Source organism: Cupriavidus sp. GW823-FHT06D04 (assembly GCF_058795055.1).
Genome location: NZ_JBXAHL010000003.1, coordinates 50,108 through 63,805 on the forward strand (window position 1 = coordinate 50,108; position 13,698 = coordinate 63,805).

At 67.2% G+C, this 13,698-nt stretch carries 11 protein-coding genes and 1 pseudogene; 6 read left to right on the forward strand and 6 right to left on the reverse strand.

The genetic code is table 11. The annotated features are described in order from the left end of the window. Positions 1-62 precede the first annotated feature (62 nt). Positions 63-953 carry a LysR family transcriptional regulator gene (locus AC1Q7H_RS06310; RefSeq protein ID WP_211979670.1) on the forward strand — a complete coding sequence of 297 codons (891 nt, stop codon included), beginning with the start codon at positions 63-65 and terminating at the stop codon, positions 951-953. Between the two features lie 6 nt (positions 954-959). Here AC1Q7H_RS06310 and AC1Q7H_RS06315 read toward each other — a convergent pair. Further along, positions 960-1,713: pseudogene (locus AC1Q7H_RS06315) on the reverse strand (enoyl-CoA hydratase/isomerase family protein). A 211-nt stretch (positions 1,714-1,924) separates the two neighbouring features. On the opposite strand from AC1Q7H_RS06315, the gene AC1Q7H_RS06320 reads away from it, so the two are divergent. Then, positions 1,925-2,122 carry a hypothetical protein gene (locus tag AC1Q7H_RS06320; protein ID WP_148271645.1) on the forward strand — a complete coding sequence of 66 codons (198 nt, stop codon included), beginning with the start codon at positions 1,925-1,927 and terminating at the stop codon, positions 2,120-2,122. A gap of 46 nt (positions 2,123-2,168) precedes the next feature. Continuing rightward, the gene (locus AC1Q7H_RS06325) at positions 2,169-4,373 is read left to right on the forward strand and encodes a phosphocholine-specific phospholipase C (protein ID WP_211979669.1); all 2,205 of its coding nucleotides are present in this window, start codon (positions 2,169-2,171) and stop codon (positions 4,371-4,373) included. Between the two features lie 83 nt (positions 4,374-4,456). Here AC1Q7H_RS06325 and AC1Q7H_RS06330 read toward each other — a convergent pair whose 3' ends face one another. Continuing rightward, positions 4,457-5,428, reverse strand: a complete 972-nt coding sequence (locus tag AC1Q7H_RS06330; protein ID WP_211979668.1) for an aliphatic sulfonate ABC transporter substrate-binding protein — start codon at positions 5,426-5,428, stop codon at positions 4,457-4,459. A gap of 156 nt (positions 5,429-5,584) precedes the next feature. Between AC1Q7H_RS06330 and AC1Q7H_RS06335 the strand changes: the two genes are divergently transcribed. After that, the gene (locus AC1Q7H_RS06335) at positions 5,585-5,950 is read left to right on the forward strand and encodes a glyoxalase superfamily protein (protein WP_035816304.1); all 366 of its coding nucleotides are present in this window, start codon (positions 5,585-5,587) and stop codon (positions 5,948-5,950) included. A gap of 51 nt (positions 5,951-6,001) precedes the next feature. On the opposite strand, the gene AC1Q7H_RS06340 is transcribed toward AC1Q7H_RS06335, so the two are convergent. From AC1Q7H_RS06340 to AC1Q7H_RS06355, 4 genes are all read right to left on the reverse strand, one after another. Then, positions 6,002-7,378: a DUF1214 domain-containing protein gene (locus tag AC1Q7H_RS06340; RefSeq protein WP_013952171.1), complete on the reverse strand. Its 1,377-nt coding sequence runs from the start codon at positions 7,376-7,378 to the stop codon at positions 6,002-6,004. Positions 7,379-7,556: 178 nt separating this feature from the next. Beyond that, positions 7,557-9,353, reverse strand: coding sequence for a hybrid sensor histidine kinase/response regulator (locus tag AC1Q7H_RS06345; RefSeq protein WP_013952170.1), 1,797 nt, complete (start codon positions 9,351-9,353; stop codon positions 7,557-7,559). Further along, positions 9,350-10,039 carry a response regulator transcription factor gene (locus AC1Q7H_RS06350; protein WP_013952169.1) on the reverse strand — a complete coding sequence of 230 codons (690 nt, stop codon included), beginning with the start codon at positions 10,037-10,039 and terminating at the stop codon, positions 9,350-9,352. Before AC1Q7H_RS06350 ends, AC1Q7H_RS06345 begins: the two co-directional genes overlap by 4 nt. 126 nt (positions 10,040-10,165) lie before the next feature. Continuing rightward, a complete protein-coding gene (locus AC1Q7H_RS06355) occupies positions 10,166-11,233 on the reverse strand; it encodes a hypothetical protein (RefSeq protein ID WP_211979667.1) in 1,068 nt (355 codons plus the stop codon). A 215-nt stretch (positions 11,234-11,448) separates the two neighbouring features. On the opposite strand from AC1Q7H_RS06355, the gene AC1Q7H_RS06360 reads away from it, so the two are divergent. Together AC1Q7H_RS06360 and AC1Q7H_RS06365 are read left to right on the forward strand one after the other, a co-directional pair. Then, positions 11,449-12,189 carry a DUF3348 domain-containing protein gene (locus AC1Q7H_RS06360; RefSeq protein ID WP_013952167.1) on the forward strand — a complete coding sequence of 247 codons (741 nt, stop codon included), beginning with the start codon at positions 11,449-11,451 and terminating at the stop codon, positions 12,187-12,189. Positions 12,190-12,199: 10 nt separating this feature from the next. After that, the coding region (locus AC1Q7H_RS06365; protein ID WP_492381057.1) for a DUF802 domain-containing protein at positions 12,200-13,698 on the forward strand (1,499 nt) is incomplete at its 3' end.

A 13,698-nucleotide genomic window follows, 5' to 3' on the forward strand; every position in this document is an offset into this window, starting at 1 on the left:
GCCGGCGTCCAAGACCGATGATGTCTCAATCGATACCCTACAGGTATGGGAGCAGGACACCAATGGAACTCCGGCACCTGCGTTATTTCCAGGTCGTGGCCCAGGAACTCAACGTCACCCGCGCCGCCGAGCGGCTGCATATGGCGCAGCCGCCGCTGTCGCGCCAGATCCGCCAGTTGGAAGAGGAAGTGGGCGTGGCACTGTTCGACCGCGTCGGCCGCGGGCTGCGGCTGACCGAGGCGGGCCGCTTCCTGCTGGAGCAGTCCACCCAGCTGACGCAGCGGCTGGAAGAAACCATCGAAGGCACGCGCCGCATCGGGCGGCAGGACAAGCGCTGGTTCGGCATCGGCTTCGTGCCGTCGGTGCTGTATGGCGTGCTGCCGGAACTGATCCGCGAACTGCGTGAATCAGACCGGCACGACCAGCAGGTAGAGGTAGGACTGGCAGAGATGATCACCGTCGAGCAGATCGAGGCGCTCAAGGCCGGCCGCATCGACCTGGGCTTCGGCCGCATCACGCTGAATGATCCCGCCATCCGCCAGCAGGTGGTGATGGCCGAGCCACTGGTGGCAGCGCTGCCCGCACGCCTGCCCGCGCCCCGCCGCAAGGCGCTGACGCCACAGGCGCTGGCGGCGCAGCCGTTCATTCTTTACCCGGCCCGGCCGCGGCCCAGCTATGCCGACCACCTGCTGTCGCTGTTCCGCGCGCAGGGCCTGCAATTGCGTGTGGCGCAGGAGGCCAACGAACTGCAGACCGCGCTGGGGCTGGTGGCGGCCGGCATAGGCATCACGCTGGTGCCAGCGTCGATCCAGCGGCTGCATCGCGACGACGTGCGCTACTGCCCGATCGACGCGCCGGGCTTCGTGTCGCCGGTCATCATGAGCTATCGCGAAGGCGACACGTCACCGTTCCTGGCGCGGGTGGTGGAATGGGTGATGCGGCAGGGACAGTAAGCTGCATCAGGTGCCGGTGAACTGCGGCCTGCGCTTTTCCTTCCAGGCCAGCGCGCCTTCGCGGATGTCCTGCGACTGGGTAGCCCGGCTGATGTCGCCAGCCAGCGCCTCAGTATCCAGCGCGCCGCGCCCGATCGCGTTCAGGTGCCGCTTCATGCCTTGCACCCCCAGCGGTGCAAGCCCGGCCACCGTGTCGCTGAGCTGGTCGGCGCGCTCGCGCAGGCGCTCGGCCGGCAGCAGCTCGGTCAGGAAGCCGCGGCGGAGCATCTCGTCGGCGTCGATGCGCTCCGCAGTCAGGAACAGGGGCTTGGCGTGGTTCAGGCCCAGCCGGCTGATATAGCGTTCCATGCCGCGCTGGTAGAAATGCAGCCCCAGCCGCGCCGCGGGCATGAACATGTCCACCGCAGCGGTGCCAAGCCGGAAATCGCACGCCAGCGCCAGGTCCGTGCCGCCGCCATAGACGCCGCCGTGGATCTCGGCAATGGTCACCGCGCGGCAGTCTTCCACCGCGTTGACCAGGGTCTCGAAGCCGGCACCGCGCTGCCCGGCCGCGAGCCTGCCGATATCGAAGCCGCTGCAGAAGTACTTGCCGGTGCCGCGCAGGCGCAGCACGCGCACGTCGCTGTCGTTCACGGCATCGACATGCCGTTGGCTCGGCCAGGTCATCCGGCCCGAGGCGGTTTGCCACCTCCGGGCGGCGCAGCGTGATCGTGGCGACATGACCGGCGCGACACTTTTGGTTACAAAACCAAATCGCCAAATGTGTTTGATGTCAAACATCTGACATTTGACCAATCAACAATCGCTCACTGTCACGACAAGCCAAGGCCAAGCGCACCCGAACCGGCCAGTTCCCCGCACTTGTCGTCCGCGCGGCGGACGTCCATGGGCCTGCATCCGATGTCGGCGCATGGGCTCGGCAATCGTTATCCCCCTCAACGACTACAGGGCATGCACAAATGAGACCTTCATTGCTGTCGCGTTCCGCCCGGCCATGGCTGGCGGCCGGCACCCTCACCCTCGCACTGATGCTTACCGCCTGCGGCGGCGACGACTCGCCGGGCGCGAGCGGCAGCACCCTCCAGCCCACCGCCGCCAATGGCAACAAGCCGGACCAGCCAGGCAAGCCTGACCGGCCCGGCACCTGCACCACGCGTTGCGCCCCGTGATGCGGGCCCTTTTTCGATCCAGCGACAGACCGACCCAGCCACAGCCATGACCTTCAACCCGTCAAAAAGACAGTTCCTGAAGACCAGCCTCGGCACCGGCGCCGCCGCCGCGGTGCTGGCCAGCTTTCCGCCCAGCATCCGCCGCGCGATCGCCATCGAGGCCAACAACGCCACCGGCACCATCCAGGACGTCAAGCACGTCGTGATGGTGATGCTGGAGAACCGCTCGTTCGACAACTACTTCGGCACCTTCAAGGGCGTGCGCGGCTACGGTGACCGCTTCGCGATCCCGTTGCCCAATGGCAAGAACGCGTTCTACCAGACCGATGCCAACGGCAATCTCCTGACGCCCTACCATCTCGACGAAACCCAGGGCAACGCGCAGCGTGCCGGCGGCACGCCGCACACCTGGCCCGATGCGCAGGCCGCGTGGGACCACGGCCGCATGGACCGCTGGCCGGTGGCCAAGAAGACGCTGTCGATGGGCTACTACGATGACGCCGAGATCCCGTTCCAGCGCGCGCTGGCTGACGCCTTCACGTTGTGCGATGCCTACCACTGCGCGATGCACACCGGCACCATCCCCAACCGCCTGTTCTACTGGACCGGCAGCAATGGTCCCACCGGCGACAACGTCGCGGTGATGATTAACGAGTTCAACGCGGGCGCGGATGTGGGCCCCTCCACCGAAGGCTGGACCTGGAAGACCTACGCCGACCGCCTGCAGGCCGCCGGCGTGGGCTGGAAGGTCTACCAGAACGTGCCGGACAACTATGGCTGCAACCAGATGATGAGCTTTCGGTACTGGCGCGCAGAGATGGAGAAGATGCCCGTCGGGCGCAAGCTCTCCAACACCGCCGGCACCGGCGTCAACCCGCCCTACAACCCGGACATCGACGACCAGTACAGCCCGCTGGCCAAGGGCTTCTGCAACACCATGCCCGACGGCGGCTTCCTGCAGTCGCTGCGTGACGACGTGCTCAACGGCACGCTCCCTGAGGTGTCGTGGATCATCCCGCCGGCCGAGTTCAGCGAGCACCCCGGCCCGTCCAGCCCGGCCAAGGGTGGCTGGTACGTGCAGGCCATCCTGGACGCGCTGACGGCATCGCCCGAGGTCTGGAGCAAGACCGTGCTGCTGATTAACTTCGACGAGAACGACGGCTTCTTCGACCACAGCCCGCCGCCGACCGCGCCGTCGCGCAACCTGGACGGTACGCTAGCCGGCAAGTCGACCCTCGACGACGCGCAGATGGCGTACGAGTACTTCAACTTCCAGCCCGCCACGGCCAAGCAGCCGCCGCAGGACGGCAAGCCCTTCGGCCCCGGCCCGCGCGTGCCGATGTGGGTGGTGTCGCCGTGGAGCCGCGGCGGCTGGGTCAACTCTGAAGTGTTCGACCACACCTCGGTGCTGCGCTTCCTGGAGGCGCGCTTCGGCGTGATGGAGCCGCAGATCAGTGCCTACCGTCGTGCCATCTGCGGCGACCTGACCAGCGCCTTCAACTTTGCCACGCCCAACACCGAGACCCTGCCCACGCTGGCCGGCCGCACCACCCGTGCCGACGCCACCAGCCTGACCGCCTGGCAGCAGACCCAGCCGGCGATCCCGGTGCCGGCCACGCCCGCGCTGCCGGAGCAGGACACCGGCACGCGTCCGTCGCGCAAGCTGCCATACGAACTGCATACCAGTGCACGCGTCGATGCCGCATCCAAGGCCGTGCGCCTGCTGTTCGCCAACGCCAGCACCAACCAGGCCGGCGCGCTGTTCCACGTCTATGACAAGCTGCACCTCGACCGCATTCCGCGCCGCTACGTGGTTGAAGCCGGGAAGACGCTGGACGATGCGTGGGACATTAATGCCGACGGCGGCAAGTACGACCTGTGGGTGCTGGGGCCCAACGGCTATCACCGCGCGTTCTCCGGCGACATCAACGAAGCGGTGACCACGTCGACGGAAATCCAGGTCTGCTACAACCCGTGCAAGAAGCCCACGATCCAGGTGAAGCTGCATAACGACAGCGATGCCGACGTGACCTTCACCGTCACGGCGCTGGCCTACCGCGACGACGGCCCGTGGACGCAAAGGGTGAAGCGGGGCAAGGTGGAAACGCTGGAATGGCCGGTGGCCGACAGCGGCAACTGGTACGACTTCGTCGTGACCTGCGAGGCCAGCCCGTCGTTCGCGCGGCGCTTTGCGGGGCGGATGGAGACCGGCGAGGACGCGGTCAGCGATCCGGAGATGGGAGTGGTTTGATGCGGCATGCCCCGGGGCTCGCGTTGAGCCCCCGGGCGGATTGTGCGAAGCAAGTCGCGTAAGCGTAGCCGGCGCCCCGCCGGCTACGCCTTGCGCCAGACCGGCGACGCCGAGATCGTTACCTTGCGCGGCAGGATCTGCGGCGCGGTGAAGGCATCGGCGATGCGCTGCTGCTCGGCCAGCGCGGCAGCGTCGACCGTGCGCACCGCGTAGCTGCGCCGCGCATTCGCGGCTTCCACCGTGGCCGCATCCAGGCCGATCAGCGGCGCGTGCCAGCGCGCTGCCTCGGCCGGATTGCGCTTGACCCAGTCGCCCGCGTCGCGCAACGCATCGAACACGACCTCAAGCACCTCGGCATGCGCGCGCGCGAACGGCGTCGCCGCCAGGTAGAAGCGCCGATAGCTGGCCAGCCCCTCGCCATCGCGCAGCACGCGCGCATTGGCCTGGCGCTGCACCGCCGCGAGGAACGGATCCCAGATCACCCATGCGGCCACGCTGCCGCGCTCGAACGCCGCGCGCGCGTCGGCCGGGCTCAGGTATGCCGGTTCAATATCGCGGATCGACAGACCCGCGCGCGCCAGCGCTTCCAGCACCAGGTAGTGCGCGCCTGCGCCCTTGGCAAACGCCACCCGCTGCCCCTTGAGTTGCGCCACCTCGCGGATCGGCGAATCGCCGCGCACGACAATGGCCTGTGCCTGCGGCGAAGGCGTCTCGCTGGCGTAGTAGGTCAGCGCGGCACCCGCAGCCAGCGCAAACGGCGGCACCGCATCGGCCACGTCGGCGCTCAGGTCGATATTGCCGAGGTTCAGCGCTTCAAGCAGCGGCAAGCCCGAGGTGAATTCGTACCACTGCACCGCCACACCCTTGGCCGGCAGCGCCTTCTCCAGCGTCTGCCGCGATTTCAGCAGGATCATCAGCGTGGAGGACTTCTGGTAGCCGATGCGCAGCGCGGTCTGGCCCTGCCCCCAGCTGACGCCTGGCAGCGCACTGGCGGCAGTTGCCGCGCCCGCTGCGGCCAGAAGCAGGCGGCGGCGTGAGTCGTGGGTCGGGTTCATGACGGTACTCCGGGATTTCATCAGGAGCGCCAGATTAGTCATGGGCCCGCACAAAGCCAACGAAGATTGTCGCGAATGCTTATGCGCCGGCTGCGCGAATCACCGCTGGCCGGCGTTATGATCTGGCACTCCTGCGCAACTACCGAACAGAAAACAATGAACCTGTCTGCCGGCATCCCCATCCTCCGGATCTTCTCGGTCGACAAGGCCAAGGAGTTCTACCTGGACTTCCTCGGCTTCACGCTCGACTGGGAGCATCGGTTTGAGGACGGCTTGCCGCTGTACGCGCAGGTCAGGCGCAGCGGCCTGACGCTGCACCTGAGCGAGCACCATGGCGACGCCACGCCCGGATCGACGGTGTTCGTGACAGTGGAGGATATCGATGCGCTGCAGCGGGAGCTGTCTGCCAAGGCCTATCCTTACGCCAGGCCCGGCGTTGAGGATGTGGGCTGGGGGCGGATGCTGCAGGTGGCCGATCCGTTCGGGAACCGGCTGCGGTTTTGCGAGGTGTCGGGGGATTAGTGTCCTGTCCCGTATGTTTGCGGGACGGGACGCCAGGTCCGCACCTGCAGCTCAGTTGCGCTTGACCAGCGGCGCCGGGAACCACTCCCCGGACAGGACCGGCTGGTCCGGCCCATAGAGACGGAACGTCAGGTTGTAGTTCTTTCCCTTGGGCGTGGGCAGCCAGTTGCCGTCAGGCGCGTCCTTCGGACGGGCAGGCCCGAAGTACAGCGTCAGCGAATCGTCCGTGCCATAGCTCAGCCTGGACTGTTTGTTGATCAGGAACCGGTTCTTCGCATTCGGGATCACGCGGAAGTTCCTGGAATCCACCGCGATCACCGACCAGAAGTATTTGACGTGGCGGGCAGGCAGCTCGCCCTTCGGGAAGGTGATGGTGTAGACATTGCCGCCGTCGAGCTTGGTGCCGGTCCCGTCTGTATCCGTCTTGAAATAGACGACCTCATCCGTGCTGTTGGCCCAGATCCCGCCCAGGTCGATGCGGGTGCGGGTCTGGTAGTCGCTGCCGTACTTGCCAATGGTAGCGGGCCGGTTCCAGCCGTTCCTGACGGTACCTGCGGTGGAGAACGACTGGAAGAACGCCGGCAGCGTCTTCTCGCGGATGATCTTGTCCACCCGCGCGCGTTCGGCGGGGCTGCTGGCCACCGCGGCACTCACGGCGCGCACCTTGGCCTGGATGGGCTCCATGCCCGGATTGATGTCCGGCTCCGAGCGAAGCGCAACGACCGCCGAGTCAAAGGCCTCGACACCGGGGAGCTTGTCATTGCTGAAGGCGGGCGTGGCAGGCACCGGGGCAATCGTCGGCGTGCCAGTGATCCGCGTCGTGATCTGATGCTGCAGCGCAATGGCCTGCTTCTTGTCTGCACCGATTTCCACCCGGGCCAGCACCCGTGAGGTCTTGGCCGGCAGGTCGATGCGCCTGGCGTTGGGCGAAAGTGCCGCAGTGGCGCCCTTCAGGCACATCGCGAATTCGCCGCTTGGATGGTCCGGATAGTTGCGCTCGTTGATATTGGCGACGGTTTCGCCCCAGCCGTTCAGGAACTGAATGGTGTAGTAGCGCCCCTTGATGGCCGGCACGCTGAAGACCGTGCAGGTCTTTTCGTCGACTGCAACCCAGGCCTCGCTGTAGGCGACATCCAGATTGGGGTTGGCCCACGACACACCGCCGACGTCGCGATGAATGATCCGGTTCCACTGGAAGCCTTCCTTCTGGAAGTCGATTTGCTGCTGGCGCAGGACTAGCAGCCGGCCCAGCAGGTAGACGTAGGCATCGTTGATGTCCTGTTCCGACACCGCGGCCGGGTCGGGGCGCGACGTGACAGCCGACGCCGCAGCCAACGCCGCGGCCGACGGGCTATGGCATCCGGCCAGGCCCGCCAACATGGAAACGGCCAGCATGGAGGCAGCGACAGCGCGGTTTGAGATAGACATGGGGCCCTCTCTTTCCAGTATCGCGATCTGCGGTCGCTAGACTGTCGCTGAGAGGTGGAAAAAAGTGAACTAAATAAATTCTTCAGGTGATCTGAATAAAGTCGACCTGGACACTTCTTTCGCCCCAGAGATGCCTGAGTGGCACCACAGCCGCAGGCAGAACCATCCATCTATGCTGTCAGGCAGCACAGAGCCATTGGAACAGCAAGGCATGCAGCTGCGATGGCTCCAGCGGCTTGTGCAGGACCAGGTAGCCTTCGCGCTCGGCCTGCATGAGCGCCTCGGAATCGAACTCGCCGCTGACCATGGCGCCGCTTGCGTCCGGGCAGCGTTCGAACAGCGCTTTGAGCACCTCGAAGCCGCTCTCGCCGGAGCGCAGGCGCTGGTCGCACAGGATCGCCTGGGGCTGCAGGCCGGCATCGACCAGTGCCAGGGCTTCCTGCCCCGACGCCGCGCACGCCGCCTGCACGCCCCAGGCCTCCATCAGGCTGGTCCACGCAGCGGTCACCAGCGGGTCGTCCTCGACGATCAGGCAGACGCCCTGCAGCAGGGTGGAAGCCGACAGGCCATCGGGCTCGTAGACCGGTTCGATCGCCGTCGGGGCCAGCGGCTTCGCTTCAGGAAAGCGCAGCCAGAACCTGGAGCCGCGGCGCTCCACCGAGTCCAGTCCGTAGGTGGCGCCCATCAGCGTGGCGCAGCGCGCCACCACGGCCAGGCCCAGGCCATGGCCCGCGCTGTCGATGCGCCACGCATGTTCGTTGCGATAGAACGGCGAGTAGACCCGCCCCTTCTCTTCGCTAGCAATTCCCACGCCGGTGTCCCAGACCTCCAGCAGCCAGTGGCTGCCGCGCCGCCGCGCGGACACCAGCACCCCGCCGCGCTTGGTATAGCGCAGCGCGTTGTGCACAAGGTTGACCAGCGACTGGCGCAGCAGTGCGGGATCGGCCAGCACCGCGGCGGCGCCTGCGGGCAGGCGCACGCGCAGGTCCAGGCCGCGGCTGCGCGCCTCTTCCCGGAACAGCGACGCCACCTCTTCGACCAACGGCGCAAACGCCACCGCGGTATTGCGCGGGCTGGCAATGCCGCCTTCGATCCTGGAGAGATCGAGCAGTGAATTGAACATCAGGTGCACCGAGCGCACGCTGCGCCGCAGGTCTTCCAGCGGCGGGATCAGGGCCGGGTCGCGGTTGCGCCGCGCAATGGCTTCGATCAGGAAGCCCATGGCATGCACGGGCTGGCGCAAGTCGTGGCTGGCGGTGGTGAGAAACAGGTTCTTGGCGTGCAGGGCCTTCTCGGCCTCTTCCTTGGCCAGCCGGTAGCGCTCGGCCAGGCGGATGCCGTCATCCTCCAGCCGGACCTGCTGCCGGAAAAACTGGTTGGCGATCAGCGCGTGCCGGTAGATGGCCAGCGCATACAGCAGCGCCAGCGGCAGCACGAACGGCCAGTGCTCGGGGAAGCTGCGCGGGGTGTTGACGATCTGCAAGGTCCAGCAGGCAACGAAGAAGCGCTGGAATACACCGAGGATCGGCGTCTGGTGCGTGGCATTGGCCGCCACGATGGCGGCGATACTGATATACAGCAGCAGCTTGAAGTCGAAGCCCCCCAGGCTGGCCGTCAGGACGGCGGCCAGCGACAGGCAGAAGCCGTGCACCAGCGCCACGTGCTGCACAAACGGCAACCAGCGCCGGACCAGGGCGTCATCGTCTTCCCGCTCTTGCTTGTAGCGACGGAACCGCAACTGCATCCACACCGCCGCGACGCCATACCCCAGCGTCCAGGCCAGCAGCGCGCCGCCGTCCAGCTGCTGGACATACAGCCAAATGACGAAAGGCAACCCTACGAACGGAATCGCATTGACGCTGAACACCAGGCGCCCGAACGTCATGTCCAGCAGCCGCGCGCGCGCGCGCGGGCTGATGTCGGCATCCGCATCCGGGCGCGACAAGCCCAGCAGCCGGGCGAGGGCCTTCTTCAAGATTCCAGCCTGCGGCCGTGCAGCAGGGCGATGGCCTCGATCCGGTTGCGCACGCCGAGCTTGCCGAGGATCGCGGTGACGTGCTCCTTGACGGTCTGCTCCGACACCGACAGGGTCAGGGCGATGCGCTTGTTCGGCAGGCCGCGCAGCATCATGCCAAGCACCTCGGCCTGGCGCGCGGTCAGGCCCAGTTCGCTGGGCTCCAGCGGCAACTCGCGCCGCGCCGACGGCGGCCCCGCCTGCTGGAACCAGCGCCGCCCCCGGCGCAGCGACGCTACCGCCGTGGCGAAGACCTCCGGGGGCTCGTTCTTCAGGATAAAGCCGTGCGCGCCGGCCTCGCGCGCCTTGATGCAAACGCGCGCATCGTCGTCGGCGCTCATCACCAGCAGCTTGCAGGCGGGCAGGCGCGCCGCGGCTTCACGCAGCACCCCGACAGCGGTGCCGTCCGGCAGCCAGAAATCCACCACCAGCAGCGCCGGGCATCCCTCCCGCTCCGTCAACGCCGCGCACTCCTTCGCATCGGCTGCATGCAGGGCAGCGTCAAACCCGCAATGCGCCGCAAGGTAGCCGGCAATGCCGCGCGCCATCAGCGGGTGGTCATCCACCACGATGGCATAGTTACGGCACCCGCTGTCGTCGATGTTGTCGTCGTTGTTGTTCTCTGCGGCGCCTTGACTTCGTGTCATTGATTTCCCACCCCGGTTCGCGCGTATGGTCTTGTCGATTGGTCTCGTCGCCTGGTCAGGTGGATTGTATTACCTTGACTGCACATGGGCACGCCGGTGCCGGGGGAAAACCCCGGCGCCAGGCGCTTACAGGCCGAACAGGCTGCGCGTATCGCAGAGGAAGCCGGTGCAGTTGGCCGGCTCGAAGTAGAAGTCCCGGATGGTGCCGCTCGGCAACCCATAGGCGCCCATCAGGCTAGAGCCCTTCTGCCCTTCGGCGTTGGCCTGGGTCAGGAAGCCCGCGCTGGTCTGCTGCGACGCGAAGTCGTAGAAGCGGAAGGTGCTGGACTGCGACAGGTCCTTCTCATAGAGGTTGACCTGCGTGCCGCCGCTGACGAACGGCACCTTGAACCGATAGCCGCGCACACCCTCCGTGTTGATCTGGGCGACGAGATCGCCGTCGCTGGCCGGATTGGACAGGACCTCATAGCCATAGCGGGCGCTGCCCTGCAGGTCCTTGCGGAAGATGGCTACGGTGCTGCTCACGCCGAACGGGCCCAGGTACGCGGGGACCGCCAGGTAGTAGCCGTCCGCGCCCAACGGGTTGGCCTGGTTCTGCACAAAGGCCGACAGGCTGGCATTGGTGTCCACCACCACAACCTTGTACGAGAAAGTCGACGACGACCCGTTGTCCTTGCGCATCAGCGCATGGATCTGGCCGCCCACCATGTAGGGCCCGCCCCAGACGAAGCCACGCGCGCCATGGCTGTTCAGCCAGGCCTCGTACGCGGTGACCCACGCCTGGACATCGGCGCCGCCCGGTTCCTGCGGCAGCTCATAGCTATAGGTTGTCTGCGCGTCCTTGACGTAGACGCCTTTCTGCTCGGAACCTGCCGGGTTCCCGAGGAAATAGAAGCCGCTGACGAAACGGAAGCCACGTGCACCCTGCCCATTCAGCTGGGTCAGGAACTCGGCGCTGGTCCCGGTCACGGGCGTGGCCTCGAACATCACCGTCCTGGTGGCGGTGCTGCCGCCGGTGCCGCCCGTGCCACCAGTACCACCCGTGCCACCAGTGCCGCTGGTATTGCCGCTGTTGCCAGTGCCGCCCGACGAGCCGCTGCCGCCGCCGTTGCCGTCACCGCCCCCGCCGCAGGCGGCCAGGGTCACGCAGAGGACTGCGCTCAGGACTTTCAGGCGATGCAGTTTGGTCTTCATGTCTTCCCCTTGAAATCGCGTTTCACAGGGGGACTGATGTTGCATCGGAATGCCTGCAATTGGCACCCTACCGCCGTAGGCGCACCGGCGGCACACCAACTGCCTGCCGTCCATGCGCAGGGCAATGCCTCAAATGCGGGTAGTCAAGCGCTGGCCGATATCGGCCGCGCCGCCGCCCGGGCGTGTAAACTGCTGGATTTTTCGAATCCGGCGCAATGTTACAAGTGCCCCGGCGCACAGGTTTCAGCGGCCCGACGCTCGTCCGCCTGCTGGCTCGCCTGACTGACGCCGATGCCCCTCCTCCTGCGAGCTCGCTCTCGAGCCAGCTGAGCCAATGGCTTGGCTGGGCGGATGCGATCGCGCTGTCATCGGCGCTGAAGGCCAATGCGCCGGCAGCGCCGCCTGCCGCACGTGCTGCCGACAGCACTGAGGCACGGGAATGCGCGCGCGTGCGCGCCGCGCTTGCCGATGCCATCGTGGAAGACACCACGCTTGCCGGCAAGCGGCGCGGGCCGGCCCGGCCGTCCGCGCTGCCCGACCCCGTGGATGCGCAGGTCGACTACGCGGTCTATCGCCAGCGCTACCTGACGCTGCAACAGACCATGGAGACCGCGATCGGCGACCTGCGCGGGCGCCTGCGCGGCGCGTTGTCCGGCCACGCACCCGGCATGGCCAAGCTGGCCATGGTCGATGCCGTGATGGAGCGCGTGCTGGGCGCGCGCGAACAGAGCCTGCTGGGCGCCTTGCCGACGATGCTGGAGCCGCATTTCCAGCGCCTGCGCCAGGCCGAAGCCGCGGCGCTGGCCGAAGCCCAAGCCGCGGGACAGCCCGCAACGGCCAGGCCCGGTGCATGGCTGGGGGTATTCCGCAAGGATATGCAGAGCGTATTGCTCGCCGAACTCGACATCCGCTGGCAGCCCCTTGAAGGCTTGCTGGCGGCGCTGCAAGACAGCTAACCAGAACATCATGACCCGATACCTTACCCATATTGTCGCTTTCCTGGCGGGCCTGGCCATCGTGTGCTGGATCGCCGCCGGCTATGCAGGCACGAACTTCCTGGCGCTGGCCGTGACGCTGCTGATCGGCGGCTGCTACCTGGCGGGGGCGTTTGAGCTGTACCGCTACCGGCAGGCCACCGCCACGCTGGCGCAAGCCGTCGCCAGCCTGTCCGAAGCGCCGGCCAGCCTTGGCAGCTGGCTGGAACGGCTGCATCCCAGCCTGCGCGACAGCGCCCGCCTGCGCGTGGAAGGCGAGCGCGTCGGCCTGCCCGGCCCCGCGCTGACACCCTACCTGGTCGGGCTGCTGGTGCTGCTGGGCATGCTGGGCACGTTCCTGGGCATGGTGGCGACCCTGCGCGGCACCGGCATCGCGCTGGAGACCGCCACCGACCTGCAGGCCATCCGCGCCTCGCTGGCCGCACCGGTCAAGGGCCTGGGCTTTGCGTTCGGCACCTCGGTCGCGGGCGTGGCCACGTCCGCGATGCTGGGGCTGTTGTCGGCATTGTGCCGGGGCGAGCGGATCCAGGCCGCGCAGGCGCTGGACGCCCGCATCGCCACCACGCTGCGCCCCTACTCGCGCGGCCACCAGCGTGATGAAGCGTTCCGGCTGCTGCAGCGCCAAGCCGACGTGATGCCGGCACTGGTCGAGCGCATGCAGGCCATGATGACCACGATGGCGGAACAGAACCAGGCCCTGACCGAGCGCCTGGCCGCCAGCCAGGACGCCTTCCACGGCAAGACCGAAGTGGTCTACACGCGCCTGGCGTCTTCGGTGGAGCAATCGCTGAAGGACAGCATTGCCGACAGCGCCCGCGCCTCAAGCGCAGCGATCCAGCCTGCGGTGGACGCGACCATGGCGGGCCTGGCACGCGAAACCACGGCCTTGCGCGACACCGTGACCCACGCCGTGCAACAGCATCTGGATGGGGTATCGAGCCGCTTCGAGAGCGCCACCGCGGGCGTCGCGGATACGTGGAACCAGGCGCTGGCCGGGCATCAACGCGCGAGCGAGGCACTGGCAGCGGACCTGCGCACGTCCCTCGACGGCTTTGCCCAGACCTTCGAACAACGTTCGGCCGGGCTGCTGGACGGTGTCGCCACCCGTCTCGACACGGCTGCCGCCAGCGCTGCCGACGCATGGCGCGAGGCGCTGTCGCGCCAGGAGCGTACCGGCGAGAAGCTCGCCAGCGACAACCAGCAGGCCCTGACGGCCGCCGCGGTCGCGATCGGCGAACAGGCTGCGACACTGGTGCGCACCGTGGGCGAGTCGCATGCCGGGCTGCAGACGCAACTGGCCGCGCACGACGCGCAGCGCCTGTCGGCCTGGGCCGATACTCTCGGCACCATGACGGCTGGCTTGCGCCAGGAGTTGGAGCAACTGAACGCCCACACGGTAAGCCGCCAGGACGAGATCAGCACGACGCTGGCGCAGAGCGTGCGCGAGATCTCGGCCCAGACCCAGGCGCA

Bases quoted from the DNA above. Each gene is read 5' to 3' on its own strand.
- AC1Q7H_RS06310 (WP_211979670.1), top strand. From the start codon at position 63: ATGGAACTCCGGCACCTGCGTTATTTCCAGGTCGTGGCCCAGGAACTC.
- AC1Q7H_RS06325 (WP_211979669.1), top strand. From the start codon at position 2,169: ATGACCTTCAACCCGTCAAAAAGACAGTTCCTGAAGACCAGCCTCGGC.
- AC1Q7H_RS06330 (WP_211979668.1), bottom strand. From the start codon at position 5,428: ATGAACCCGACCCACGACTCACGCCGCCGCCTGCTTCTGGCCGCAGCG.
- AC1Q7H_RS06335 (WP_035816304.1), top strand. From the start codon at position 5,585: ATGAACCTGTCTGCCGGCATCCCCATCCTCCGGATCTTCTCGGTCGAC.
- AC1Q7H_RS06340 (WP_013952171.1), bottom strand. From the start codon at position 7,378: ATGTCTATCTCAAACCGCGCTGTCGCTGCCTCCATGCTGGCCGTTTCC.
- AC1Q7H_RS06350 (WP_013952169.1), bottom strand. From the start codon at position 10,039: ATGACACGAAGTCAAGGCGCCGCAGAGAACAACAACGACGACAACATC.
- AC1Q7H_RS06355 (WP_211979667.1), bottom strand. From the start codon at position 11,233: ATGAAGACCAAACTGCATCGCCTGAAAGTCCTGAGCGCAGTCCTCTGC.
- AC1Q7H_RS06360 (WP_013952167.1), top strand. From the start codon at position 11,449: ATGTTACAAGTGCCCCGGCGCACAGGTTTCAGCGGCCCGACGCTCGTC.